Origin of the sequence: Bradyrhizobium erythrophlei, assembly GCF_042430365.1 — a bacterium.
Taxonomy (GTDB): Bacteria; Pseudomonadota; Alphaproteobacteria; order Rhizobiales; family Xanthobacteraceae; genus Bradyrhizobium; species Bradyrhizobium erythrophlei.
In genome coordinates this window covers 1-24,403 of record NZ_JBHMET010000029.1, presented here as the reverse complement: position 1 = coordinate 24,403, position 24,403 = coordinate 1, and the positions used below count along the sequence as shown (strand labels likewise).

The window sequence follows — 24,403 nt, the reverse complement described above, 5'->3', positions numbered from 1 at the left end:
ACAATGAACTTCGTGGACTAAAGCGCGATGAGATTAGGTTGAATCGTCATCGCGCTTTAGTTTCTTGTTTGAGCATGATCTTTTCGGAAAACCGCTTCACACTTTTCCGGATCATGCTTTAGTCACGATTTTGAGAGACTATGATGAAGATCGGCTGGCGGCCGCAAAAGTGGCTGGAGAAGAAGAGCAAATCAGGTTTTCGCGGCTACCCGGTCGGGACCGTGGCGTTCTACGGGCCCGACAATGAGCGCGCCAGCAAGGTTGCCGTTGCAGTGATCACCGTGCCGGACACGCCACCGTTCGCATTGCGCAGATGGTTTATCGAAAGCGGCGACATCCGCAATGATTCGGCAATCATGGAGCAGGTCGCCACCTTTCTCAGGACGGAAGAGGTGCGTTCCCTCGTTGTGACGCCGGATTTGCTCGGATGTCCGCATGAAGAGGGAATTGATTATCCCGATGGTGAGGTCTGTCCTCATTGTCCATACTGGGCAAACCGCAAACGTCCCGTGCCCTGGGAGAGATGATCGGCCGTTCTTGGCGTCTCGCCATGTCTACCCCTGCGCACTCTTCACCAGTCTGATCAGCTCATCGCCGTAATGCTCGAGCTTCTTGTCGCCGATGCCGGCGATGCCGCGCAGCTCGGTCAGCGTGGTCGGGCGCACGGCGGCGATGCCGTCGATGGTGGAATCGTGCAGCACGACATAGGCCGGTACGCCGCGTTGTCGCGCGACGTCCGAACGCCAGGCCCGCAGCGTGGCGAGCAGGGCCGGGTTTGCGGCGGCGCCCTTGCCGTCGGTTGCCGGCGCCAGCTCGCCGCGGCGCGACTTGCCGCGGATCGCGCGGTTGCGCGCGCCCTCCGGCTGCTCGCGCAGCATCACCGCGGTCTCGCCCTTCAGCACGCCGCGAGCGCTCTCGGTCAGCTTCAGCGCACCATAGGCGTCGCTGTCGGCGCGCAGATGTCCCATCGCCACGAGCTGGCGCAGCACCGCGCGCCATTGCTTCTCGTTGAGCTCGCGGCCGATGCCGAACACCGACAATTGGTCGTGGCTGAACTGCTTGACGCGCTCGGTGAGGCGGCCGACCAGCACGTCGATCAGATGCATGGCGCCGAACCGCTGCCCGGTGCGGTAGACGCAGGACAGCAGTTTCTGCGCCAGCACCTTGCCGTCGCGGACGCGCGGCGGCGACAGGCAATTGTCGCAATTGCCGCAGGTCTCGCGTTCCAGCGTTTCGCCGAAATAGCCGAGCAGCCGATGGCGGCGGCAATGCACGGTCTCGGCCAGTGCGACCAGCGCATCGAGCTTGCCGATCGAGACGCGCTTGAACGCATCCGAGCCGGTGGATTCGTCGATCATGCGGCGCTGCTGCACGATGTCGGAGAGGCCATAGGCCATCCATGCGGTGGACGGCTTGCCGTCGCGTCCGGCGCGGCCGGTCTCCTGGTAATAGGCCTCGATGCTCTTGGGCAGATCGAGATGCGCGACGAAGCGCACGTCCGGCTTGTCGATGCCCATGCCGAACGCGATCGTGGCGACGATCACGACGCCGTCCTCGTTGATGAAGCGGTCCTGGTGCCTTGCGCGCACGCCGGCGTCAAGCCCGGCGTGATAGGGCAGCGCCGGAATGCCTGCATCGTTCAGCGACGCCGCGACGTCCTCGACCTTGGCGCGCGACAGGCAATAGACGACGCCGGCGTCACCGGCGTGCCGCTCGGCGATCAAGGTCTTGAGCTGCGTCGTCGCGTTCTGCTTGTCGACGATCTCGTAGCGGATGTTGGGCCGGTCGAAGCTCGCGACGAATTGCGGCGCGTCCGTGAGCGACAGCCGCTCGGCGATCTCCTTGCGCGTCAGGGCGTCGGCGGTCGCGGTCAGCGCGATGCGCGGCACGTCGGGGAAGCGCTCGGCGAGCGCCGAGAGGCCGATATATTCGGGGCGGAAGTCGTGGCCCCATTGCGAGACGCAATGCGCCTCGTCGATTGCGAACAGCGCGATCTGCGCCTGGCCGAGCAGATTGAGGCAGCGCGGCGTGAGCAGGCGCTCGGGCGCGACATAGAGCAGGTCGAGGTCGCCGGCGAGCAGCCGCCGCTCGACCTCGGAGGCCTCCTCATACGTCAGCGTCGAGTTCAACACCGCGGCGTTGACGCCGGCCTCGACGAGGCCAGCGACCTGGTCGCGCATCAGCGCGATCAACGGCGACACCACGATGCCGCAGCCGTCGCGCAGCAGCGACGGCAGCTGGTAGCACAGCGACTTGCCGCCGCCGGTCGGCATCAGCACCAGGCAATTGCCGCCCGCAGCGACGTGGCTGACGATCTGTTCCTGCGCGCCGCGAAAGGCCGGCAGCCCGAACACTGCGTTGAGCACGGAGAGGGCGCGGGCCCCGGTGTCCGGCGGCTGGTTACGGGCTAACGAGGTGGGCATGGATAAGGAATGGTCCGGTTGCGCGCGATGCCTGTCCGGTGGAACCGGCGCAGACAGCGCTCACGATGCGCCGCAACCTACAACAGGCACGCCGCCGTGACGAGCAGTGAACGGACCTTCTCCAAGCCTGTTTGCCCGTGCTGTCAGGCAACCTGGGCGGTAACCCCGGCGGGAGGCGACGTCATTTCCTCCACCGTGTAGGTCTTCGGCATGTTGACCGGCCGGTAGGTCGGATCCTTCTCTAGTCGTTCAAGCACGGAGCGATGGATGATCGCCCCCTCCGGAATCAACCGCGGCTCGCCGCGCGGCAGGTAGTAGCCGAGGAAGGATTTGCGTTCCGGCCATTCCTTCCACTTGTCGCGCTTTGGCAGCCATTCGAGGATTTCCCAGGCGCCTTTCAGCGAGACGTGCATCTGCGCAAACGCGTTCGGCGGTACATATTCGTGCTTGCTCGGCGGCATCGGCATGCCCCAGGCGTAGTGGTCGATCAACGCCTGATCCAAGCGCAGCCCGGCGGCCCGGGCTTCGGTCAGCATCCATATCAGCGGAAACTTCGACAGTCCGCTCTGGTCCTCGGGGTAGCCGCCGCCGACATCGCCGTGTACGCCGGCGAACCAGACCTGTCGAATGTCCTGGTCGACCGCGGTCGACGCATCGAACGGGTTCGAGCGGTACTTCTGCGGCTCGGTCCAGCGATTGAGGCGGAACATGCGCCGGCGCTCGTCGATCGAGATCGCCTGCCGGAACTTCTTGACGCTGGAATTGGTGCGGGTGAAGCGCAGCGTCTGCAGGTCGAACAGGAAATTGTCCTGCCGCGGCACGATGACGGAGGCCACCGTGTCCCACACCCCGATGAAGTCGATCTCGATGATGCGGCCGCCGGCGATCTGGCTGAAATGACAGGCCTCCTTCAAAGGCGAGTCGTCCGGCGCGCCGTCGGATTTCTGGCTGTCGGAACTGGCCTTCTTGTAGGAGCTGAAGGCATAGCCGGCGAGGTCGAGCTGGTCGACCGGCAACAATCCCATCACATGGATGAAGGCCGCGAGCACGCGCACCGTGTAGGCGCCGCGGCTGAAGCCGAACAGCCAGACCCGGTCGCCGGGCTCCCAGACCTTGCACAGGAACAGGTAGGCGCCGAGCGTGTCCTCGTCGAGGCCAGCGCCGGTGGCAAGCCCGAGCACGCCGCGCGCCTCCTGCTTGAAACGCCCCCACGAGCTCTGCAGGCCGATCGTGCCGAGGCCCGGATGGTAATAGATGCGCTGCCGGTCGCCCTTGTCGACGACACGAAACAGCTTCAGGACATTGGAAATATTGGCGCCGATCTCGTTGCCGGTGCCGTCGCAGCAGATGATGATATCCTTCGGCATCCGATGCCCCCGCGGTCGCCGTGAATCTCCTCATCTATCGTAGGGCAAAACGGGCGTCGGATTCAATCTCAAATTGAGGTCGTCGCCGGCGGTCGCAATGACAGTTTTGCGAACAACCTATTGATACACCGCGACGATATCGGACACCGCGCGCTCGAGCTGCTTGGCGGTGGCGCATTGGCGGACCACGGTGCAGAAGGTCGCGTAGCGCGGCATCTCGGAATCGCCAAAGCCCCAGGTCATGCGGCCCTCGGGGTTCAGCCACACCAGCCGCTTGGAGCGCTCGCTGATGCGGCGCAGGATGTCGGCGCGCGGGTCGAGGTTGTTGCTGCGGGCATCGCCAAGCACGATCACGGTGGTCTGCGGCGTGAGCGTGCTCATGAATTCATCCTCGAAACCGGCGAAGGAATTGCCGTAGTCGGACGAGCCGAAGCCGACCTTGGACATGATCTCCTTCATCGCCTCCTCGGGCGATTTCGATTCCAGGATGCGGCTTACCTCGATCAGATGGCCGGAGAAGGCGAACGAGCGGACGTCGTCGACGACTTCGTGCAGGCTGTGGATCAGGAGCAGGAAGAAGTCGGAGACGCGCGCGACCGAGCCCGAGACGTCGCAGAGCGCCACGATCTTCGGCCGGTCGCGGTGCTTGCGCTTCCACGCCGTGAGGAAGGGGACGCCGCCCCAGGCCGCGTTCCGCCGCAGCGTGCGGCGAACGTCGAGATGGCCGCGGCGCTGCCGCTTGCGCGGCTTGGAATAGCGCTCGCGCAGGCGGCGTGCGATCTGGCGGATCAGTGTGCGCATCTGCTCGACCTGGCGCGGCTCGATCCGGGCGAGCGGCGCGTTGCGCAGGATCTCGTTGCGCAGATTCTCCGCCTCCTCGCGGCCGTAGAGCAGGAGCGCCTGCGAGACCGCATCGCGGACGGTGCCGCGCAAGCCATTCAGCGCATCCTGCAGCCGCTCGGCGAGCGCCGGATTCGTCGCAGTCGCATTGTCGATGTCGTCGCGCAGGCGCTGGATGCCCATCGCATCGAGGATGCGTGTCTGGAAGATGCCGCGCTGGGTGAAGTAGCGGATGTCGGGCAGCGACGCCGCTCCGGACGCATTGGCGATCGCCGCCGAGATCGCGTTGCGATCCTGTGACAGCAGCATCTCGGCCAGTGGCCCGACGTTCTCGTTCGCGGCGCCGCCCGCCGCATCGCCATGCGCATCAGCCGACGGGTTGGCGCCGGACTTGTCCCGGTCGTCGGATTGTTGCTGCTCCGAGCTGTCCTGCTCCGGCTCGGGTGCGCTGAAGAACAGATCGAAGCAGTCGCCGAGCGCGCGCTTCTCGTCCTGTGTCTTGGCGAGCGTCAAGAGGAAGGTGTCGCGCAGGATGGCGCGATCGGAGAGGCCGACCGCGGAGACCGCGCGCATCGCGTCGATGCTTTCGGCGGGCGAGACCCGGACCCCGGCTCCCCGCGCCGCACGAAAGAAGCGATGCAGGTTCTCGCGCATCTTCGGGCCTAGCTGAACACGCCGTGCCGCGATGCCTTGGCGATGAAGGCGGACACCTGCGGCGTTGCGGCCTCGATATCGGCTTCGTATTTCAGGAGCACGTTGAGCGTGTCCTTGACGATCTCATGGTCCAGATCGGTCGCCTGCAGCAGCACCAGCACGCGCGCCCAGTCGATCGCTTCGCTGACCGACGGCAGCTTCTTCAGGTCCAGCGAGCGGATCTCATGGATGAAGCCGACCATCTGCCGGCGCAGCGTCTGCGAGACGCCGGGCACGCGGCTTTCGACGATGCGTTCCTCCAGCCGCTGCTCGGGGAAGCCGATATGCAGATGCAGACAGCGCCGCTTCAAGGCGTCGCCGAGGTCACGCTCGCTGTTCGAGGTCAGGATCACGGTCGGCGGCGCCACCGCCGACACCGTGCCGAGCTCGGGAATGGTGACCTGGAAATCACTGAGGATCTCGAGCAACAGCGACTCGAATTCCGCGTCGGACTTGTCGATCTCGTCGATCAGGAGCACACAACCATTGGGCTGTTCCAGCGCCTGCAACAGCGGGCGCGGCTCGACGAACTCCTTGGAGAAGAACACGTCGCCGAAGGTGTGGAGCTGGTCGAGCGCCGCATGCAGGGTCTGCGCGCCGCCGAGCACTTCGCCGAGCTTGTCCTTCAGGATCTGGGTGTAGAGCAGCTGCTTGGCGTATTTCCATTCATACAGCGCCTTGGCCTCGTCGAGGCCCTCATAGCACTGCAGGCGGATCATCTTCATGCCGCGCCAGGCGGCGATCGCCTTGGCGAGCTCGGTCTTGCCGACGCCGGCGGGACCTTCGACCAGGATCGGCTTCTCGATCTGCTGCGACAGATAGACCGCGGTCGCGATCTGCCGGCTCGCGATATAGCCTTGCGCGGCAAGGCCGCTTTCCACGGCCTCGATCGAGGCTACGGGCCTGGTGTCAGCCACGAGGATCAGCTCCGGGTTGTCTTAAGAGAACGCGGAGCAGTTCTGCCCCCGTTACGGGCAAAGCACAAGGCTCGTTTGGCCCGTCAGGCCGTGGCGTTAGCGCATGGTTCCGAGGTATTTCCGCCGAGCGCAATACGGAGCTGAAGCCGCCCCGTCAGTGGGCGCAGCTCTTGACGAAATCCTTGCGCTGCGGGCCGACAACCTTCTGGTCGATCGCCTGCTTCAGGCAATCGAGATGCGCCTGCGCCATGCAAAGCTGCATCTGGTCGCGCTTGTCCTGGCCTTTCAGCGCCTGCGCCGAGGTTTGGCAGGCCGCGCGCTTGGCACCGGGGACCGGGGCTGCCGCCGCGGTGTTGGCTTGCGCCGAAGCGGCAACCGGTGCCGCAGGAGCCGCGCCCGGCGTGGACTGCGCAAAGGCCGCGACCGAGAGCAGGATCGAGCCGGCTGAGACGAGAGCGACGACAGACAGTTTCATGAGGACCTCCAAAAGGAGGTTGACCCTTAAGAACCGTCGCCTGAATGCCCGGTGAATGCGTGCGGATGGCGCTTCACCTCAGCGTGAGGCCGGTCGCGGCTTCCAGTTCGCCGATCGCTTGCGCCGAATTCAGCACCTTGATCGTGGTCATGCCCATCTCGCGCGCGGGCTTCAGATTGACGCCGAGGTCGTCGAGATAGACGCAGTTCGCAGGATTCACCTGCAGTGTCTCGACCATCATCTGGTAGATGCGCGAATCGGGCTTGCGCAGGCCGATCTTGGCCGACTCGATCACGTGATCGAACAGCGCCATCACCTCGGCGACGTAGAGCGTGCGCCCGCTCTTGCTGCCGATCGCATTTGCCGGCAAATTGTTGGTGATGCAGCCGGTCTTGAACTTCGCCTTGATGCGCTTCAGTGCCTCGACCATCTCGGGGCGGAGGTCGCCCGAGAGTAGCGGCAGCACGTCCTTGCCGCGGACCTCGGCGCCGAGCGCCTTCGATTCGCGGGCGAACAGTTCGTCGAATGTCTCGATGTCGACCTCGGCGCGCTCGAACTTGGCCCAGGCGTTCTCGAGATGATTGGCCGCGTTGGTGCGGCGGATGATGTCCGCCGGCAGGCCGCGTTCGGTCTCATAGCGCGCGAACGCCTCGAACGGCGAGGTGGTCAACACGCCGCCGAAATCCCAGATCACTGCTTCGATCATCTGTCCTGCCTGAGCCTAGCCTTGCTTGAGGGAGCGGCTAACACGGATTGATGACCGGAGCCAGCCCGATCCCTAGCTTGGCGATCGGCGTGGCACCGGCTATTGCTGGGCCGATGAAGAAACTGCTTGTGATCATGACGGCCTTTGCGCCGCTCGTTTCCGCGCCGGCCTTTGCCATCGTCGGCGGTGGTGCGCCATCGACCGATGGCGTGGCGCGCTCGATCGTTACCATCGTCGGCTCGCGAGGCAACTTCTGCACCGGTGCGCTGATCGCACCAAAGGTTGTGCTGACCGCGGCGCATTGCGTGCAGCCCGGCGCCGACTACAAGATCGTCGACTATGGTGCGGATCGACAGCCGAAACTGCAGGACGTCAGGACGGTCGCGACCCATCCTGCCTTCAACATGCAGGCGATGATCGATCATCGCGCGACTGCGGATGTTGCGCTGCTGCAGCTTGCGGCTCCCGCGACCGGGAAAGCGCCGTCGGCACTCGGCATGCCCAACATTCCGATCCAGGTCGGCGGCCGCTTCACCATCGCTGGCGTCGGGGTCACCGTGCGCGGCGATGGCAAGAGCGGCGGCACGATCCGTGTTGCAGGCCTGGTCGCAACCGGCAAGCCGGGCACGTTGCAGATCCGTCTTGTCGATCCGGTCGGGCAGGGCACGCGCGACGGGTTAGGGGCCTGCACCGGCGATTCCGGCGCGCCCGTCTTCGAAGACAAGCAGGGTGGTCCCGCGATCGTCGGCGTGGTGAGCTGGTCGACCGGCCCGAACGGCGCCGCCGGCTGCGGCGGCATCACCGGCGTCACGCCGCTGACGCTCTATCGCGACTGGGTGATGCAGACCGCGCGACAGTGGGGAGCGGGGTTTTAGGCCGTGAACCCATAAAGGCGTCGATCAGCTGCCCGAGTCCGCTTTCGTCGCCCTGCGAGGAACCGGAACATCCCGACGTCGGTCGCGTTGAGGGGCCATCAGAATGAATCGATGGAGGGCCACTCATGAACAAAGCAACGCTGAACACTATCGCAACTGCGTGCGCCGCTCTGGCGCTCGCCCTCGCGGCGGTTCCGGCCGCGGCTCAGCAGGCCGCGCGACCGAGGGTCGGCACGCTCACCTGTAACATATCCCCCGGTGTTGGCATGATTGTCGCGGGACAGCGGCAACTGAGCTGCATCTATGCCTCGTCAAGAGGCAGGGCGCGCGAGGCTTATGAAGGCACCTTCAGCACGCTTGGCCTCGACATCGGCGCCACTTCCGGCGGCCGGCTGACCTGGGCCGTTTTTGCGCCGACCACGCAGCGCCGGGCGGCGTTGGCGGGAACTTATTCGGGTGCGACCGCCGGTGGTACGGTCGGCGCCGGGGTTGGTGCCAACCTCCTGGTCGGGGGTTCGGACCGCACAGTCGCCTTGCAGCCGGTCTCGGTGCAGGCGCAGACGGGCGTGAATATTGCGGCGGGCGTATCCCAGATGGAGCTGCGACCGGCCGCTGCGCCCGCACGTCGAATGACCCGGTGACGACATCAGTGAACCAGTTCGCTCGCTGGCAGTCCGGGTGAGGGGCACCCGAGAGTCAAGCTTGTGGATGCAGTTGTAGGGTGGGCAAAGCGAAGCGTGCCCACCACGGAGCTCTTGAGGGTGGGCACGGCGCTGACGCGCCTTTGCCCACCCTACGGATTGTGCGTGGGTCGAACCTAATGCCCCGCCGCCTTGCTCGCGGCGGCGTTGTTCAGCACGATCAGGCCATCGACGGCAACGCCGAGCTTGCTGTTGATCAGGAACGGGTTGACGTCGATCGAGGCGATGCGGTTGCCGGCGTCCGCCATCAGGTTGGCGAGGCCGACCAGCGCCTTCACCGCCGACGGCTCGTGCAGCGCGGGCTTGCCGCGATAGCCCTTCATCTTGATCCCGGCCTTGGTCTTGGCGATCAACTGCTTCGCCTCGGCCGCATCGAGCGGCGCGCCGGCCAGCGCGACGTCCTTCAACAACTCGATGTCGACGCCGCCGGTGCCGAACAGCACCACGGGGCCCATCTCGGCGTCGAGCGACGCGCCGACCACGAGCTCGAGGTCGGCTTTGACCTGCTGCGCGATCAGGATGCCTTCGAGCTTCGGCTTGCCCTTCAGCTTCTTAACCCGCGCGGTAATGTCGTTGAACGCCTTCTTCACCTCGGCGGCGCTGCCGAGGTTCAGCACCACGCCGCCGACATCGGATTTATGCAGGATGTCGGGGCTGACCACCTTCGCCACCACCGGAAAGCCGATCTTCTTCGCGATCTTCACGGCGTCCGCCGCGGTCTGTGCGACCTCTTCCTTGGAGATCGGGATGCCGTAGGCCTTGAGCAGCTTCTTTGAGGCGACCTCGTCGAGCGCGGCGGCGCCGTTGGCACTCTTCAGCGTCTTCTCCAGCACGGCGCGCGCCGATGCCTTCGAGCTCGAGGCGACATCGGGCATCTCCTTACGCAAACTCGCATACTCGATCAGCGACTTGATCGCGCCGACGGCGCGGTCGAGGCCCTGCAATACGGCGATGTTCGGCAGCGATTTGCGCAGCGCCTTGGTGTGCTCGGTGAAGCCGATCGACATCGCGCTGATATAGATCACCGGCTTGTGGGCACTGCCGGCCATCTCGTTGACGATGCGCAGATTGCGCTCGCGCAATTCGTGCGGCGCCTTGGGCAGCTCCGCATCGATGATGACGATGTCGGTGTCGGGATCGTCGATCATGATCTTGATCGACTTCATGTAGACGGAGGGATCGACCACCGCGGCGAAACCGGCATCGAGCGGATTGCCGACGATGCTGCCCGGCCCGAGCATCTCTGCCAATTGTCCCGATGCGTTCGGGCTCAGCGGCGCAAAGTTCAGGCCGGCCGAATAGAAGGCGTCGATCAACAGCCCGCGCTTGCCGCCGGACAGCGACACGGCGGCGAGGCGATTGCCCTTCGGCGGATCGGCGTGGACGAAGCACTCGGTAGTCTCGATCAACTCATCGAGCCCGCGGACGCGGATCACGCCTTCGCGGGTCGAGATCGCGTCAAAGGTCTCGATCGAGCCGGCCAGCGCGCCGGTATGCGCCATCGCAGCCGCCCGGCCGCCCTCGGATGCGCCGAGCTTGAGCGCGATCACCGGCTTGCCCGCGGCGCGCGCGGCCTTGCAGGCATCGCGAAACGCTTTCGTGTTCCGGACGCCTTCGAGATAGACCACGATCACGCGAATGCTCGGATCGGCGGCGAAATAGGCCATCAGGTCGGGCGTTTCGAGGCCGGATTCATTGCCTGTCGTGACCATGTAGCCGACGCCGACCCCGCGATCTTCCAGTGTCTGGCGGATCGCCATCACGATCGCGCCGGATTGGCCGGCGATCGCAACCGCGCCTTGGTCCATGGTGACGATGCGATCGTCGATATTGGTGAAGAGATTCTCGCCGGCGCTCAAATTGCCAAGGCAATTCGGGCCGGTGACGGCGAGCCCGGTTTCCTTGATCGCCTGCTTCAGCTCGACGGCGAGCCGCTGGCTCTCCTCATCCTGCAACTCGCTGAAGCCGGAGGTGACGATGGTGGCCGAGCGCGCGCCCGCTGCGGCGGCGTCGCGGATCACCTGCACCGCAAACCGCGCCGGCACCAGCACCAGCACGTGGTCGGGCTTCTCGGGGAGGCTGGCAAAATCCTTGTAACAAGGGACGCCCCAGATCGTTTCGCGCTTGGCGTTGATCGGGAACAGGCCGCCGGCATATCTGTACTTGATCAGGTTGTTCCAGATGCGCTCGGCATAGTTGCCGGGCTTGTCGGTGGCGCCGACCAGCACGATATTGCGCGGGTGCAGCATCGCGTGGATGCTCTTGATGACGTCGTTGGCGTCGGCAGGGGGCGACCATTTTGTAGCCGGATGAGACGCGGTGCTTACGAGAGCTTCCATGGAGCCTGCCCTTATCCTTGTTGCTTTTGTCGTTTTCCCTTGACCCGCGGTCGGTCGCCGCGCGCCCTGATTTTTGATTCCTTTTATGGGCAGGGGAAGGGGGAGGCAACTCACACCAGCGCAGGTCAGGCATCGCGCGCAATATCCCGGCACACGGAGAATTTTGTGGCTTCCTTTCTCGTCATGCCCGGCCTTGTGCCGGGCATCCACGTCTTTGCTCATGTCAAGCGAGAAAGACGTGGATGGCCGGGACAAGCCCGGCCATGACGAGCCGGGTAGGAGGATTGGGTTTCATTGGCTGCATTCCTGCAGACGCTCACGAACCCGGTTCGATCAGGGTCGCGTGTAGCAGATAGCGTTCCGGCCCCGACGTCAGCGCGTCGAATGGCCAGCAGGTCGACAGCACGAGCTCATGGCGGTCGGTCACGGGATCGATGCCGGACTGATCGAAACGGACGACGGAGCTGCTGTCCGCACGGTAGCGGAACGTCCTGCCGTCGCCTCTCGTCACGTCGATCTCGTCGCCAAGAGCGACGTCCTTGAGGAAGCGGAAATGGGTGTCGCGATGCGCGGAATAGACCGCGATGCCGCGCTCGCCTGCTTCCGCCGTTTGCTCGACATGACCCGGGCCAAAAGCCAGCGCCTGGCCGCTACTGCCGGCGAGCGCGATCGCAGACGCGTGAAGGCGCTTCACCTCGATCCGCGCCACCGGCCAGGTATCGGCCCAGCTCCACGGCTTGACCGGACGACCTGTGGCGATGGTTCTTGCGAAGGCCCGCTCCAGCAGCACCTGCGCCAGCAGCGCCTTGGCGTGGATGTAGGCACCCTGGCCGAACAGGATGAGGCCGATGAGGGCGAAGACCAGGGGCGGGATGAAGCGGGGCATTCGCGTTAGTGACGGCTGGAGAGAAAGAGTTGCGCGCGCGGCCCTTGGGGGACGGGTGGGAGGCCGCGCGCGCTCTTGAAAGAGGAGGTCGGGGGTCGCCTCCTCCTTTCATCCGACGTCAACTCAAGTGACATCTGACGTCGGTTGAACACCACGATGAGCAGGCTGATCGCGAGCAGGATCGCGCCTGCAATCATCTTCCATTCGGCATCGGTCGCCGTCTTCGGCAGCTGCACCGTCGCAGGCGCCGCGGTGACGACAGGCATCGGCCGCTTCAACGCCGCGACCTGCACCCTGGCACCGTCTGCTTCGGCGCGGCGTTCGGTCGGCGCCACCGGCAGGCGCGGCCGCTCGCCGAACACCTTGGCAAAATCCCAGCCGGCGGGCAGGTTGAGCGGCAGCTCGGCAAGCTTCAGCGGCTCGCCGTCGGGACGGCTCGGCGTCTTGTCGACGGCAACGAGGCTGGTCAGCCGCGAGACGAGCTGATGCTCCAGCGCCAGCGCGAGGATGGTCTTGTCGGCATCCTCCACGCTTGCCTGCAGCGTGGTGCGCGCAACCTCGGCATCGGCGATCTTGCGGCGCGCCCACAGTTTTGACAGGCCCTTGCCTTCGGCGGCGTTCGCGAGCGGCAGCGTCACCGTCCAGGGACGGTCGCCGACGCGGCCCTTGATCTCGACCGAGCCTGCAAGCTTGTCGAGCTTCGCAGCAAGCACCAGCGGCTCGTCGCGATAGACGTCGGGGAGTGCCGACGGCGTCAGGTCGGCGGCGGCATCGGAGAATTTTGCGGTGAGCCCCGTCACCGCGGGATTCTCCAGCTTGGCGAACAGGCCACGCATGCGGTCCTCGACCTGCTCGACTGAGCCGATATGGGTGAAGGTGCCGCGGCCGAGCTCGGCGGCCCGTGTCATCAGGTACGTGTTCGGCGCCGAGCCGATGCCGACCATAAAGACGCGCGAGCGGCCGCGCAGCGCGCTGATGGTCTCGAACAATTGCTGTTCGTTGCCGATCGCGCCGTCGGTCAGGAACACGACCTGGCGGACGTAGTCTGCGTTGTCGCGGCTGGTGTCCGACAGCGCGGCGCGCATCGCCGGCACCATCTCGGTGCCGCCGCGGGCCTGCAGGGCGCTGACGAACGATGTCGCGTTTGCGACGTTGCTGCTGGTCGCAGCGACCGGTGTCGGGAACAGCACGTCCATGGTGTCGTCGAAGCGGATCACGTTGAAGCGGTCGGTCGGCTGCAGGCGGCCGAGCGCGTACAGAAGGCTCGCCTTGGCCTGGATGATCGAGGTGCCACCCATCGAGCCGGAATTGTCGATCACGAAGATCACTTCGCGCGGCAACGGCTTTTGCTCCGTCTGGTCGACCGACGGCGGGGTGACGAAGGCGAGCAGATAGTCGGAATTGCCGACATGCTCGCGGAATAGCCCGACCGACGGCGCCTTCTCCGCGGCCGGCTTCCAGGTCAGCTCGAAATCGCGATCGGCCGGCACCAGGCCTTCGGCGAGCTTGATGATGCGCGTAGCGCTGTCGGGGCTTTCGATCTTGACGTTGTGGTGATGGCTCTTCACCTCGCCGAGCGGAAAGCCGGCCTGCAGGCGCACCGTGACGTTGGTTGGGTTGATCGACGCATGCTCGGCGGGATCGAGCACCGGGGGCGAGATGCGGTCGCGATCGGGCACCGGATCAGTCTTGGTCGCACCCCAGCCGCCGCCGTCGGGGCGGAGGTCGACACTCTGCACCAATGGAAGTGGATTGTAGCGCGGGCCGACTACCATCGGCACCCGCAGCGAGAACTCACTGCCGTTCTGCTGCACCGGTTCCTGATACTCGATCTGCACCAGCACCGTTTCGCCGGGGCCGATGTTCGCGACCGAATTGGTGAAGATGTTCGGCCGCTCCTGTTCGATCAGCGCCGCCTTCTGGCCGTTCTGTTTGGCCCGCTCGTAGATCGCGCGGGCCTGCTGCCGTTCCTTGATGTCGCCGACCACGACGCGGTCGCCGACCACCATCTTCAAGGTGTCGACCGCGCCGCCTGACGGCAGCGGATAGACATAGGTTGCCTCCATCCAGTTTTGCGTCGGGTTGCGGAAGATTTGCGTGACGCGGGCGCGGATGGTCGGGCCCGACACGGTCAGGTCGACATCGATGCCGAGCCTGAGCGCATCGGCGTAGCCGTCCTCGGTCTTGAGCAGCAGCGAGCCGGAGCGGGCATCGCCCGGCCGCAACACCGCCGGTTGCGGCCGCTCGGCCGACCACACGGGGTCGAAGCTCAGGAACAGCGCCGCAAACCCGATCACGAGGGCGGCGACACCTTCCACCAGAAAGAACAGCAGAATACGCATCTTGCGCGACAGGCGCCCGCGCCGGCTGGAATCAAGTTCATCGCAAATCGTCGTCATGTCAGTCACTCCCGAGCGAGGTGTTCGCTGCTGTCGAAATCTTGGAGAACGCGCGGTTTGGCGCGAGCAGAATGATCGGCAATGTTCGGCCGCCGCCCGGCGCGGTCCGCCGTCCGCCGTCCGCCGAGGCGGATTTGTGTGGCTTTGTGATGGATTGTGCGGTCTGCTAGACTTGAGCGAATTCGATCAGGAATCGCGCAAGGGGCCACGATGCCGACGCCGGACAAGCAGCTTTCCGCCGAGCAGAGCCGGCAGGTGGCGGAGACCATCCGCGAGGAGATCGCGCGCCGCCGGATCTCGCGGCAGGCGCTGGCCGAGCAGGCGAAGCTGAGCCTCTCCACGCTGGAAAAAGTGCTCGGCGGCCGCCGCCCGTTCACGCTCGCGACCACGGTGCGGCTCGAACAGGCGCTCGGCGTCGCCCTGCGCAGGGCGCCGGCCGCGACGCCGCTTGCGGCGTCAGCCAACGGCGAGGTCGCACCCGACAGCCTCGGATCCTACTCGCGCCGTGCGGTGTCGCGGATCGAGGGGACCTACATCACGGTGCGGCCGTCGTTCGGTGACAAGGACGCGATCTATGCCTATCGCACCGTGATCGCCTGGGACGAGGTCGCCGCATCGCTCGGGTTTCATGAAGGCGAGCGGCAGGATGCCGACTACACCCAGTATGGCGAAGTGGCTGTTCCCAACGAGTCAGGCTTCGTCTACCTCGTGACCAACCGGCACGGCCAGCACCGCCTGATCACGGTCTCGCGCCCGCGCAACACCGGCGAGATGTACGGCATCATCACGACCCTGCTCGCCGGGCGCGGCTCGCTGCTGACGCCGATCGCGGCCCCGATCGCGTTCTTGCCGGTGAAGAACGTTCCCAACCCGAGCGTGGGACGGATTTCGCCCGATGATCCCAATCACGCCGTCTACCGCGAGCACTTGCGCCGCACGGTCGACGAACAGTTTGCGATTTTCTTGCCGGGGTAGCTTCTCCCTCGCCCCGCTCTTGCGGGGAGAGGGTTGGGGTGAGGGGCTTCTCTCCGCGAACGTTTACTGCAATTGATGAACCTGTGCCCCCTCACCCGGATCGCAAGAGCGATCCGACCTCTCCCCGCAGGCGGGGAGAGGTGAATCAACTAGCCCCCAGTCTCGGCGCTGATGATGTCGCCGAACAATTCCCACTGCCCATTTTTGAACTGCATCATCTTGAGCTGTTCGATCGGGGCGAAGTCGGCTGCGCCGGTGTTGACCCTGATGCCAGGGATCAGGGTGTCGGGCGCGAAGTCCTTCAGGCTGGCGGCCTGCTTCATCACGTTCTCGCGCGTCAGGTTGTCGCCGCACTGCTTCAGCACCTGCACCATGGTCTGCGCCGCGGCGTAGCCGTAGACGAGGTTGGTGTCGGAGAGATTGGCGCCCGGCATGTACTTGTCGACGAAGGCCATGAACTTCTTCATGCCCTCGTCGTTCTTCCACTGCGGATCGGAGGCATCCTTCAGGTAGCTCGCCGACACCACGCCTTCGGAGGCGTCGAGCCCGGCCGGCTTCATCACAGCGCCGATCGAGATCGAGACGTCGGTCATCACATGCATCGGCTTCCATTCGAGCTCGTGCATCTTCTTGATCGCCTGCGCGGCGAATTTCGGCGTCGAAATGTTGACGAACACGTCGGCGCCGGTGCCCTTGAGCTTGACGATGTGGGAATCGATAGAGGGCTCGGTGGTCTCGTAGCTCTCCTCCGCGACGATGATGCTGGAGGATTTGTCGCCGAAGATCTCCTTGAGGCCCTGCACATAGTCCTTGCCGAAATCGTCATTCGCATAGAACACCACGACCTTGGCGTTCGGCTTGGCTTTGAGGATGTACTTCGCGAAGATCCGTGCCTCGACGCGGTAGCTCGGCTGGAAGCCGATCGTCCACGGGAAGTCCTTCGGATCGTTCCACTTGCTGGCGCCGGTGGCGAGGAAAAGCTGCGGCACCTTCTTGGCGTTGTGATATTTCTGGACCGCGGTCTGGGTCGGCGTGCCCAGCGCGTTGAACACCAAAAACACTTCGTCGCTCTCGATCAGCTTGCGGACCTGCTCCACGGTCTTCGGCGGCGAATAGCCGTCGTCATAGGAGATCCAGTTGATCTTGCGGCCGTTGACGCCGCCCTGGTCGTTGATCATCTTGAAATAGGCTTCCTCGGTCTTGCCGATGATGCCATAGGCGGACGCCGGGCCGCTGTAAGCCTCGACATTGCCGATCTTGATCTCGGTGTCGGAAGCGCCGGTGTCGTATTTCTTTTGCGCAAAGGCGGCCTGGGTGGAGAGCAGGCAGAGCGCCGTGGCGGCCGCCAGCAGCGACATTTTCTTCTTGGTATTCATAAAGGCATAATCCTCGATTTATTCTGGTTGGGGACTTCCTGGAAAAACTCGCAACCGGTCCCGGCAGACGATTGCGAGGCAGTTCGTGTTCGCTTGTGTTCCTCCACGCAAGCGCCTACGCGCTTGTCGCGATCGGGTCACGCGGCGCTATCGGTCGGCTTCGGCTGACTGAAAGCCTGCCGCAAGGTGGGCTTGTGAATCTTGCCCGTCGCATTGCGCGGCAGGGCGTCAACAAACTCGACCAGACGCGGGCATTTGAACCGCGCCAGATTGGCCTGGCAATGCGCGTGGATCTCCGCCGGCGTCAGCGAGTGTCCAGGCTTTACGGCGATGATTGCCATGCCGACCTCGCCCCACTGCTCGTTCGGGATGCCGATGACGGCGGCTTCAGCAACCGCCGGCAATTGATGCAGCACGCTCTCGACCTCGGCCGGATAGACGTTCTCGCCGCCGGAGATGTACATGTCCTTCCAGCGGTCGACGATGTAGTAGAAGCCGTCCTCGTCCATCCGGGTGGCGTCGCCGGTGTGCAGCCAGCCGTCGGTGAAGGAGGATGCGTTGGCATCCGGCCGGTTCCAGTAGCCCGGTGTGATGTTCGGTCCCTTGACCCAGAGTTCGCCGAGCTCGCCGACATCGGCGTCGCTGCCGTCGGGGCGCACGATCCGTACCTCGGTGTGCAGCACCGGCTTGCCTGACGAGCCGGCCTTGCGCGCGGCGTCCTCGCGGTCGAGCACCATCACCGCAGGCGAGGTCTCGGTCATGCCATAGCCCTGCTGCAGCGCCACGCCGCGCTCCTCCCAGGTCTTGAGCAGCGGCACCGGCATCGGTGCGCCGCCGACGCCGCCGACGACCAGCCGGCTGAAGTCGGAGGCTGCGAAGGTGGGATGCTGCGCCATGAACTGGTAGATCGAGGGCACGCCGAAAAATACGTTGATGCCCTGCGCGGGATCGCTGATCAGCCGCAGTGCTTCGCCGGGATCGAAGGCGCGCATAATCAGCACCGTGCCGCCGGAATGCAGCACCGGGTTGGTGTAGCAATTCAGCCCGCCGGTGTGGAACAGCGGCAGCACCGTGAGCAGCACCGAGGATGGCGAGATGTAGGCGGGCCCGCCGAGATTGACGCAATTCCAGAACGTCATCCCGTGCGTGATGATCGCGCCCTTGGGCTGGCCGGTCGTGCCCGAGGTGTACATGATGGTCGAGATGTCATCGAGCATGACCTCCTCGATCCGTTCGAGCGGTTTTGCCGTCGCGATGGCGTTCTCATAGGAACCGCCGGGTCCGAACTTCAGCACCGACGGAACATTGCAGAGCTTTGCCACCGCAAGCGCGGTCTCGGCGAGATCGTCGTCGTGGATCATCGCCTTGGGTGCGGCGTCGCCGACGATGTAGTGCAGTTCGGGGACGGTGAGGCGGGTGTTGAGCGGCACGAAGACGGCGCCGAGCCGGAAGCAGGCGAACTGCACCTCCAGCGTGTCAGTCGTGTTCAGCGCGAGCACCACGACGCGATCGCCGCTGATAACGTTGAACTGGTTACGGAGATGGCCGGCAAGCCGCGCCACGCGCGCGTCCAGCTCCGCGTAGGTGAAACGGCGACCGCTTGCGAGGTCGACGAGCGCCATCTTGTCCGGCGTGCGCCGGCGATGATGGGCGATCCAGTCGTAATGACGAACCGGCAAATGTCCCTCCTGCTGGACCGGCGGTCTTGCGCCGCCTGGCCCCGGCTCGATTGATGCCATAAAGGGGCAGTGGAGGCGGCGTATCGAGATACTGTCTTGCGTTTAGTTGCTGGCTGCTGGCCGGAGGGCGGTCAGCCGATCAACGGCAGCCACTCGACGCAAGTTAGGCCGCGGGATTCCGGACATCGTCCGCCAGCAGGAATCAACGGAGCAAGGCGGATGGCGAACCCGTTCTACACCAGCGAACACGAGGCCTTTCGCGAGGTGATGCGCCGTTTCGTCTCGCGGGAAATCGAGCCCTATGCCCATCAATGGGACGAGGCGGGCGAGTTTCCGCGCGAGCTTTATGTGAAGGCGTCCGAGATCGGGCTGCTCGGCCTCGGCTTCCCCGAGGAATATGGCGGGATCGCCGCCGACCAGTTCATGAAGATCGTGGCGTCGCAGGAACTCGCCCGGGCCGGAGCCGGCGGCGTCAGCTCGAGCCTGATGAGCCACACCATCGGCTCGCCGCCGATTGCGCGCGCCGCGCGGCCGGAAGTGAAGGCACGGGTGCTGCCCGAGGTGTTGTCGGGCAAGAAGATCTCGGCGCTTGCGATCACCGAGCCGAGCGGCGGCTCCGATGTCGCGAACTTGCGCACCAAGGCAAGGCGGGAGGGTGATCACTATGTCGTCAGCGGCGAGAAGACCTTCATCACCTCGGGCATGCGCGCCGATTATCTGACGGTCGCGGTGCGCACCGGCGGCGAGGGCCCCGGCGGCGTCAGCCTGCTCCTGATCGAGGGCAACACGCCCGGCCTGTCGCGCACCAAGCTGAAGAAGATGGGCTGGTGGGCATCGGACACCGCGACCTTGCATTTCGACGAATGCCGCGTGCCGGTCGAGAACCTGATCGGCGAAGAGGGGCAGGGCTTCAAGATCATCATGCAGAACTTCAACAGCGAGCGCATGGGCATGGCGGCAAGCTGCACGGCCTACGCCCGCGTCTGCCTCGACGAGGCGATCGCCTACGCCAAGGAGCGCAAGACGTTCGGCAAGCCGATCGCCCAGCACCAGGTCATCCGCCACAAGATCGTCGACATGGCGCAGAAGGTCGCGGCCTCGCAGGCGATGCTGGAAATGCTGGCGTGGCGGCTCGGCCAGGGCGAGAGTCCGGTCGCCGAGATCTGCATGATGAAGAACCAGGCGACCCAGACCATGGCGCATTGCGCGTCCGAGGCGGTGCAGATCTTCGGCGGCGCCGGCTTCATGCGCGGCATCAAGGTCGAGCGCATCTACCGCGAGGTCAAGGTCAACGCGATCGGCGGTGGCACCGAGGAGATCATGAAGGATCTTGCGAGCCGGCAGATGGGGCTGTGATTGTTCTTCCTCCCCCTGAAAGGGGGAGGGCGGGGTGGGGGTCCAGCCACGAGTCCGACTGCTAGTTCGACCCCCACCCGGCCCGCTCGGCGCTGCCGAGCGTTCCGACCTCCCCCTTTCAGGGGGAGGTGAGAAGAAGGAATGACGAGGAAACAAGATGCTCTTCACCGCCGACCACGACGGACCGCGCCGTATCTTGCAGAAATTCATCGCGGCCGAGATCAATCCTCATGTCGACGAGTGGGAGAAGGCCGGTGTCTTCCCGGCGCACGAGCTGTTCAAGAAGCTCGGCAATCTCGGCTTCCTCGGCCTCAACAAGCCGGTCGCGTTCGGTGGTCAGGGGCTCGACTATTCCTACGCGCTGATGATGGCCGAGGAGCTGGGCGCCATCACCTGCGGCGGTGTGCCGATGGCGATCGGGGTGCAGACCGACATGGCGACGCCGGCGCTGGCACGGTTCGGCTCCGACGAGGTGCGGCGCGAATTCCTCAGCCCCGCGATATCAGGCGACCAGGTCGCCTGCATCGGCGTCTCCGAGCCCGGCGCCGGCTCTGATGTCGCATCGATCAAGACGCAGGCCCGATCCGACGGCGACGACTACGTGATCAATGGCGGCAAGATGTGGATCACCAACGGCACCCAGGCCGACTGGATCTGCCTTCTGGCCAACACCAGCGACGGGCAGGTCCACCGCAACAAGTCGCTGATCTGCGTTCCCATGAAGACCAGGGGTGTTCAGGTCGCGCGCAAGCTCGACAAGCTCGGCATGCGCGCCTCCGACACCGCGCAGATTTTCTTCGACAATGTGCGGGTGCCGAAGCGCAACCGGATCGGCGAGGAAGGGCAGGGCTTCACCTACCAGATGATCCAGTTCCAGGAGGAGCGGCTGTGGGGCGCGGCGGCCTGCCTGAAGGCGCATGAATACATCATCAACGAGACCATCGACTACACCCGCAACCGCAAGGCCTTCGGCGGCTCGATCCTGGACAACCAGGTGGTCCACTTCAAGCTTGCGGAGATGCAGACCGAGGTCGAATTGCTGCGCTCGCTGATCTATCGTGCCGGTGAAGCGCTGGTTGCGGGCGAGGACGTGACGCGGCTCGCGACCATGGCCAAGCTGAAGGCCGGCCGGCTCGGCCGCGAGCTCACCGATGCCTGTCTGCAATATTGGGGCGGCATGGGATTTACCAACGAGACGCCGGTCAGCCGCGCCTATCGCGACAGCCGCCTCACTTCGATCGGCGGCGGCGCTGACGAGGTGATGCTGATGGTCCTGTGCAAGATGATGGGCACGCTGCCGGGCTCGAAGCAGAAGCAGTAACGCGATCCGCGCGCCGAATGCGCGGGTCCTCAAAGCACCGATGGAGGACGATATGCTCTATCAGGAGAGCCAGAAAGTCGTCGAGCTGAAACATCGCCTTCAGTCGTTCATGGATCGCCACGTCTATCCGAATGAGGCCCGGTTCTATCGCGAGGCGGAGGAGCTTGGCCCCTGGAAGGTTTTCCCGATCGTCGAGGAGTTGAAGCCGAAAGCCAGGGACGAGGGGCTTTGGAATCTGTTCCTGCCCGAGAGCGAGCATGGCGCCGGCCTAACCAACCTCGAATATGCGCCGCTGTGCGAGATCATGGGCCGGTCGCATCTTGCGCCCGAGGTCTTCAATTGCTCCGCGCCCGATACCGGCAACATGGAGGTGCTGGCGCGCTACGGCACCAGGGAGCATCAGGAGCGGTGGCTCAAGCCGCTGCTCGCCGGCGAGATCCGGTCCTGCTTCGCCATGACCGAGCCGGCCGTTGCCTCCAGCGACGCAACCAATATCGAAAGCTCGATCGTGCGCGACGGCGACGAATATGTGATCAACGGCCGCAAGTGGTACACCACCAACGCCACCGATCCGCGCTGCAAGATCTGCATCTTCATGGGCAAGACCGATCCGCACAATCCGGACCGGCATCGCCAGCAGTCGATGATCTTGGTGCCGATGGATACGCCCGGGATCGAGGTGCTGCGCCCGCTTCCGGTGTTCGGGTTCTACGGCGTGCCCGACCGTGCCTCGGAAGTCGTGTTCACCAATGTGCGCGTTCCCGTCGGCAATATCCTGCTTGGCGAGGGCCGTGGCTTCGAGATCGCACAGGGCCGCCTCGGCCCCGGCCGCATTCATCACTGCATGCGGCTGATCGGACTGGCCGAACGCACCCTTGAAAAGATGTGCGTCAGGACCAGGAGCCGGGTTGCGTTCGGCAAGCCGGTCGCGGAGCAGACGGTCACGCAGGAGCGGATCGCTGAATCGCGCATCATGATCGAGCAGACGCGACTGTTGACCCTCAACGCGGCCTACATGATGGACACCGTCGGGAACAAGGTGGCCAAGGCCGAGATCGCCATGATCAAGGTCGCGGTCCCCAATATGGCCTGCCAGGTCATCGACTGGGCCATCCAGGCGCATGGCGGCGGCGGCACCAGCAATGATTTCGGGCTCGCCGCGGCCTATGCGACGGCCCGGCTGCTGCGTCTCGCCGACGGCCCGGACGAGGTCCATCGCAATCAGATCGCGCGGCTCGAGCTGCGCAAGCACAGCAATGCCTGAACCGGGATTGTGCGCAATGCACTCGCCGCGCATGACGAGATTGTTGCAGTCGGCTCGGCGGCGCTCCATGGTGGCGCCGACCAAGAACATGGGAAACGTCTGATGATCACGCTCTATCACTGCGACGCCGCGCGCTCGTTCCGTCCGCTGTGGATGCTGGAGGAGATGGGGCTGCCTTACGAGCTGAAGATGCTGCCGTTCCCGCCGCGCGTCTTCGCCAAGGAGTATCTCGCGATCAATCCGCTCGGCACCATCCCGTTCATGGTCGATGGCGAGACCAGGATGACGGAGTCATCAGGCATCTGCCATTACCTCGGTACCAAACACGGACCGACGCCGTTGATCGTTGGCCCCGACGAGCCGGCCTATGGCGCCTTCCTGAACTGGATGTATTTCTCCGACGCTACGCTGACCTTTCCGCAGACGCTGGTGCTCCGCTACAGCCAGCTCGAGCCGGAGGAGCGGCGCAACCCGCAGGTCTCGGGCGACTACGCCAAATGGTTCCTCGGCCGCCTGCGCGCGGTGGAGGCGGCGGTCGCGAATTCGGAGTTCCTCTGCGCCGGCCGATTTACCGCCGCCGACATCGCCAACGGCTATGCGCTCCGGCTCGCCACCAATATCGGCCTCGCCAAGGATTTCGGGCCTAACGTCGCGGCCTATTGGGCTCGACTGCAGCAGCGCGACGGCTTCAAGCGGGCGGTCGCAGCGGAACAAAAAGCCGGGCTAGAACAAAACGTTGCGCCGCGCGTCCGGCCCTGAGTCCGGGTAGCGTCGATCTGTCTCCGAATTGATCCAACCTGTCGGTGACAGCTTCTGAATTTGCGCTATGGTAGCCGCCGTCGCAGCGAGCCCAAAGAGCCGCGCGCGGAGGGAACCTGCCATGGACAACGACATGGACGCCAAAGGTTTGGACGCCAAGGGTCACGAGTCCGGCCACCGGATGCTGATCACGCCGGAACGGGTGTTTTATGCCGGCCTGCTTGGCCGCCCGCGCGAGCGCTGCCCCGGCGCATTCCATGTCTATGTCGCGATCCGCGACGGCCTGCAATTGTCCACCAGCGACGGCCGGCAGGCGCATGGCGAACTCGCCGTGACCATGCCGAACCTGCGCCACACCATCACCAGCGAGTATCGTTCGGCGATCTGCGTCGCGATCGAGCCGGAGAGCGTGCCGGACGGCACGCTCGAGGCGTTGGCCCGCCGCCTGCAAAGTCCGGATACTGCGTTGTTCGTGAACCGCATCCGTGCCGCCTATGCGACGCTCGCCGAGATGCAGCATCGCGATGCGATCTCCAATGCCGAGTTCGACATCATGTGCTTCGGCGACGCGCTGCCGCAGCGAGAGCTCGATCCGCGCGTGGTACGCGCGATCGGCCGCATCGGACAGTTCTCCGGCGAGCCGGTCACGGCGGCGGGATGCGCCGCGGACGCCGGACTGTCGCCGTCGCGCTTCCTGCATCTGTTCAAGGAGGAGACCGGAATCTCCTTCCGCTCGTTCCGCGCCTGGAAGCGCGCCAGGCATCTCCTGCACTTCGCCAATCAGGACATCAACCTCGCGCATCTCGCGCAGGATATCGGCTATCCCGATTCAACCCATTTCAGCCATTCGATCCGCCGCTTCTACGGCCTGAAGCCGCGCGCAATCTTCTCCGGCTCGCGTGATCTCGCGATCTACCGGGCCGGGCAGGCGGTGAGTGAGCCGGCGCTGACGTAAATGTCGCCGTCGTCCCGCCCCCCGTGCGCAATTGCGCACTAGGAGCCTGTCCAGTTAGCTCCGGGAAGGCGGTTTTATCCTAATGATAGCGGTTCAT

The 24,403-nt window shown here is 64.9% G+C and carries 20 protein-coding genes; 9 read left to right on the top strand and 11 right to left on the bottom strand.

The annotated features are described in order from the left end of the window. Window positions 1-140: 140 nt before the first annotated feature. The gene (locus ACFFWD_RS03925; protein ID WP_376961638.1) at window positions 141-527 is read left to right on the top strand and encodes a hypothetical protein; all 387 of its coding nucleotides are present in this window, start codon (window positions 141-143) and stop codon (window positions 525-527) included. 27 nt (window positions 528-554) lie between these two features. Here the strand turns inward: ACFFWD_RS03925 and recQ are convergent, their stop codons facing one another. The 6 genes from recQ to ACFFWD_RS03895 all read right to left on the bottom strand — a co-directional run bounded on the left by recQ (window position 555) and on the right by ACFFWD_RS03895 (window position 7,421). Beyond that, window positions 555-2,423, bottom strand: a complete 1,869-nt coding sequence (gene recQ, locus ACFFWD_RS03920; protein WP_376961636.1) for a DNA helicase RecQ — start codon at window positions 2,421-2,423, stop codon at window positions 555-557. A gap of 143 nt (window positions 2,424-2,566) precedes the next feature. Further along, window positions 2,567-3,790: a T6SS phospholipase effector Tle1-like catalytic domain-containing protein gene (locus ACFFWD_RS03915; RefSeq protein ID WP_376961634.1), complete on the bottom strand. Its 1,224-nt coding sequence runs from the start codon at window positions 3,788-3,790 to the stop codon at window positions 2,567-2,569. Window positions 3,791-3,907: 117 nt separating this feature from the next. Continuing rightward, a complete protein-coding gene (locus tag ACFFWD_RS03910; protein ID WP_376961632.1) occupies window positions 3,908-5,284 on the bottom strand; it encodes a vWA domain-containing protein in 1,377 nt (458 codons plus the stop codon). An 8-nt stretch (window positions 5,285-5,292) separates the two neighbouring features. After that, window positions 5,293-6,240 (bottom strand): AAA family ATPase, encoded by a 948-nt coding sequence (locus tag ACFFWD_RS03905; protein WP_376961630.1) that lies wholly within the window; start codon window positions 6,238-6,240, stop codon window positions 5,293-5,295. Window positions 6,241-6,394: 154 nt separating this feature from the next. Then, the gene (locus ACFFWD_RS03900) at window positions 6,395-6,715 is read right to left on the bottom strand and encodes a hypothetical protein (protein ID WP_376961629.1); all 321 of its coding nucleotides are present in this window, start codon (window positions 6,713-6,715) and stop codon (window positions 6,395-6,397) included. Window positions 6,716-6,788: 73 nt separating this feature from the next. Next, a complete protein-coding gene (locus ACFFWD_RS03895; RefSeq protein WP_376961627.1) occupies window positions 6,789-7,421 on the bottom strand; it encodes an HAD-IA family hydrolase in 633 nt (210 codons plus the stop codon). A 113-nt stretch (window positions 7,422-7,534) separates the two neighbouring features. Here ACFFWD_RS03895 and ACFFWD_RS03890 point away from each other — a divergent pair, with 113 nt between their 5' ends. Further along, window positions 7,535-8,296 (top strand): S1 family peptidase, encoded by a 762-nt coding sequence (locus ACFFWD_RS03890; protein WP_376961625.1) that lies wholly within the window; start codon window positions 7,535-7,537, stop codon window positions 8,294-8,296. A gap of 125 nt (window positions 8,297-8,421) precedes the next feature. After that, entirely contained in the window at window positions 8,422-8,937 is a 516-nt protein-coding gene (locus ACFFWD_RS03885; protein ID WP_376961623.1) for a DUF992 domain-containing protein, read from the top strand. 176 nt (window positions 8,938-9,113) lie between these two features. Here ACFFWD_RS03885 and ACFFWD_RS03880 read toward each other — a convergent pair whose 3' ends face one another. From ACFFWD_RS03880 to ACFFWD_RS03870, 3 genes are all read right to left on the bottom strand, one after another. Beyond that, on the bottom strand, window positions 9,114-11,336 hold the full coding sequence (locus ACFFWD_RS03880; RefSeq protein WP_376961622.1) for an acetate--CoA ligase family protein: 2,223 nt from the start codon (window positions 11,334-11,336) through the stop codon (window positions 9,114-9,116). 316 nt (window positions 11,337-11,652) lie between these two features. Beyond that, window positions 11,653-12,222: a class GN sortase gene (locus ACFFWD_RS03875; protein WP_376961620.1), complete on the bottom strand. Its 570-nt coding sequence runs from the start codon at window positions 12,220-12,222 to the stop codon at window positions 11,653-11,655. A gap of 5 nt (window positions 12,223-12,227) precedes the next feature. Beyond that, window positions 12,228-14,621 (bottom strand): marine proteobacterial sortase target protein, encoded by a 2,394-nt coding sequence (locus ACFFWD_RS03870; RefSeq protein WP_376961618.1) that lies wholly within the window; start codon window positions 14,619-14,621, stop codon window positions 12,228-12,230. Between the two features lie 210 nt (window positions 14,622-14,831). On the opposite strand from ACFFWD_RS03870, the gene ACFFWD_RS03865 reads away from it, so the two are divergent. Continuing rightward, window positions 14,832-15,596, top strand: a complete 765-nt coding sequence (locus ACFFWD_RS03865; protein ID WP_376961616.1) for a helix-turn-helix domain-containing protein — start codon at window positions 14,832-14,834, stop codon at window positions 15,594-15,596. A gap of 149 nt (window positions 15,597-15,745) precedes the next feature. Here the strand turns inward: ACFFWD_RS03865 and ACFFWD_RS03860 are convergent, their stop codons facing one another. Beyond that, complete coding sequence (locus tag ACFFWD_RS03860; RefSeq protein ID WP_376961614.1) at window positions 15,746-16,972, bottom strand: ABC transporter substrate-binding protein; 1,227 nt, start codon at window positions 16,970-16,972, stop codon at window positions 15,746-15,748. Between the two features lie 137 nt (window positions 16,973-17,109). Then, the gene (locus ACFFWD_RS03855) at window positions 17,110-18,651 is read right to left on the bottom strand and encodes an acyl-CoA synthetase (protein ID WP_376961612.1); all 1,542 of its coding nucleotides are present in this window, start codon (window positions 18,649-18,651) and stop codon (window positions 17,110-17,112) included. Between the two features lie 219 nt (window positions 18,652-18,870). Between ACFFWD_RS03855 and ACFFWD_RS03850 the strand changes: the two genes are divergently transcribed. From ACFFWD_RS03850 to ACFFWD_RS03830, 5 genes are all read left to right on the top strand, one after another. Then, window positions 18,871-20,007, top strand: a complete 1,137-nt coding sequence (locus ACFFWD_RS03850; RefSeq protein WP_376961610.1) for an acyl-CoA dehydrogenase family protein — start codon at window positions 18,871-18,873, stop codon at window positions 20,005-20,007. 157 nt (window positions 20,008-20,164) lie between these two features. Then, entirely contained in the window at window positions 20,165-21,328 is a 1,164-nt protein-coding gene (locus tag ACFFWD_RS03845) for an acyl-CoA dehydrogenase family protein (protein ID WP_376961608.1), read from the top strand. 52 nt (window positions 21,329-21,380) lie between these two features. Further along, window positions 21,381-22,592, top strand: coding sequence for an acyl-CoA dehydrogenase family protein (locus tag ACFFWD_RS03840; protein WP_376961606.1), 1,212 nt, complete (start codon window positions 21,381-21,383; stop codon window positions 22,590-22,592). A 102-nt stretch (window positions 22,593-22,694) separates the two neighbouring features. After that, window positions 22,695-23,351, top strand: a complete 657-nt coding sequence (locus tag ACFFWD_RS03835; RefSeq protein WP_376961604.1) for a glutathione S-transferase family protein — start codon at window positions 22,695-22,697, stop codon at window positions 23,349-23,351. Window positions 23,352-23,499: 148 nt separating this feature from the next. Next, window positions 23,500-24,306, top strand: coding sequence for a helix-turn-helix domain-containing protein (locus tag ACFFWD_RS03830; protein WP_376961747.1), 807 nt, complete (start codon window positions 23,500-23,502; stop codon window positions 24,304-24,306). Window positions 24,307-24,403: the final 97 nt, after the last annotated feature.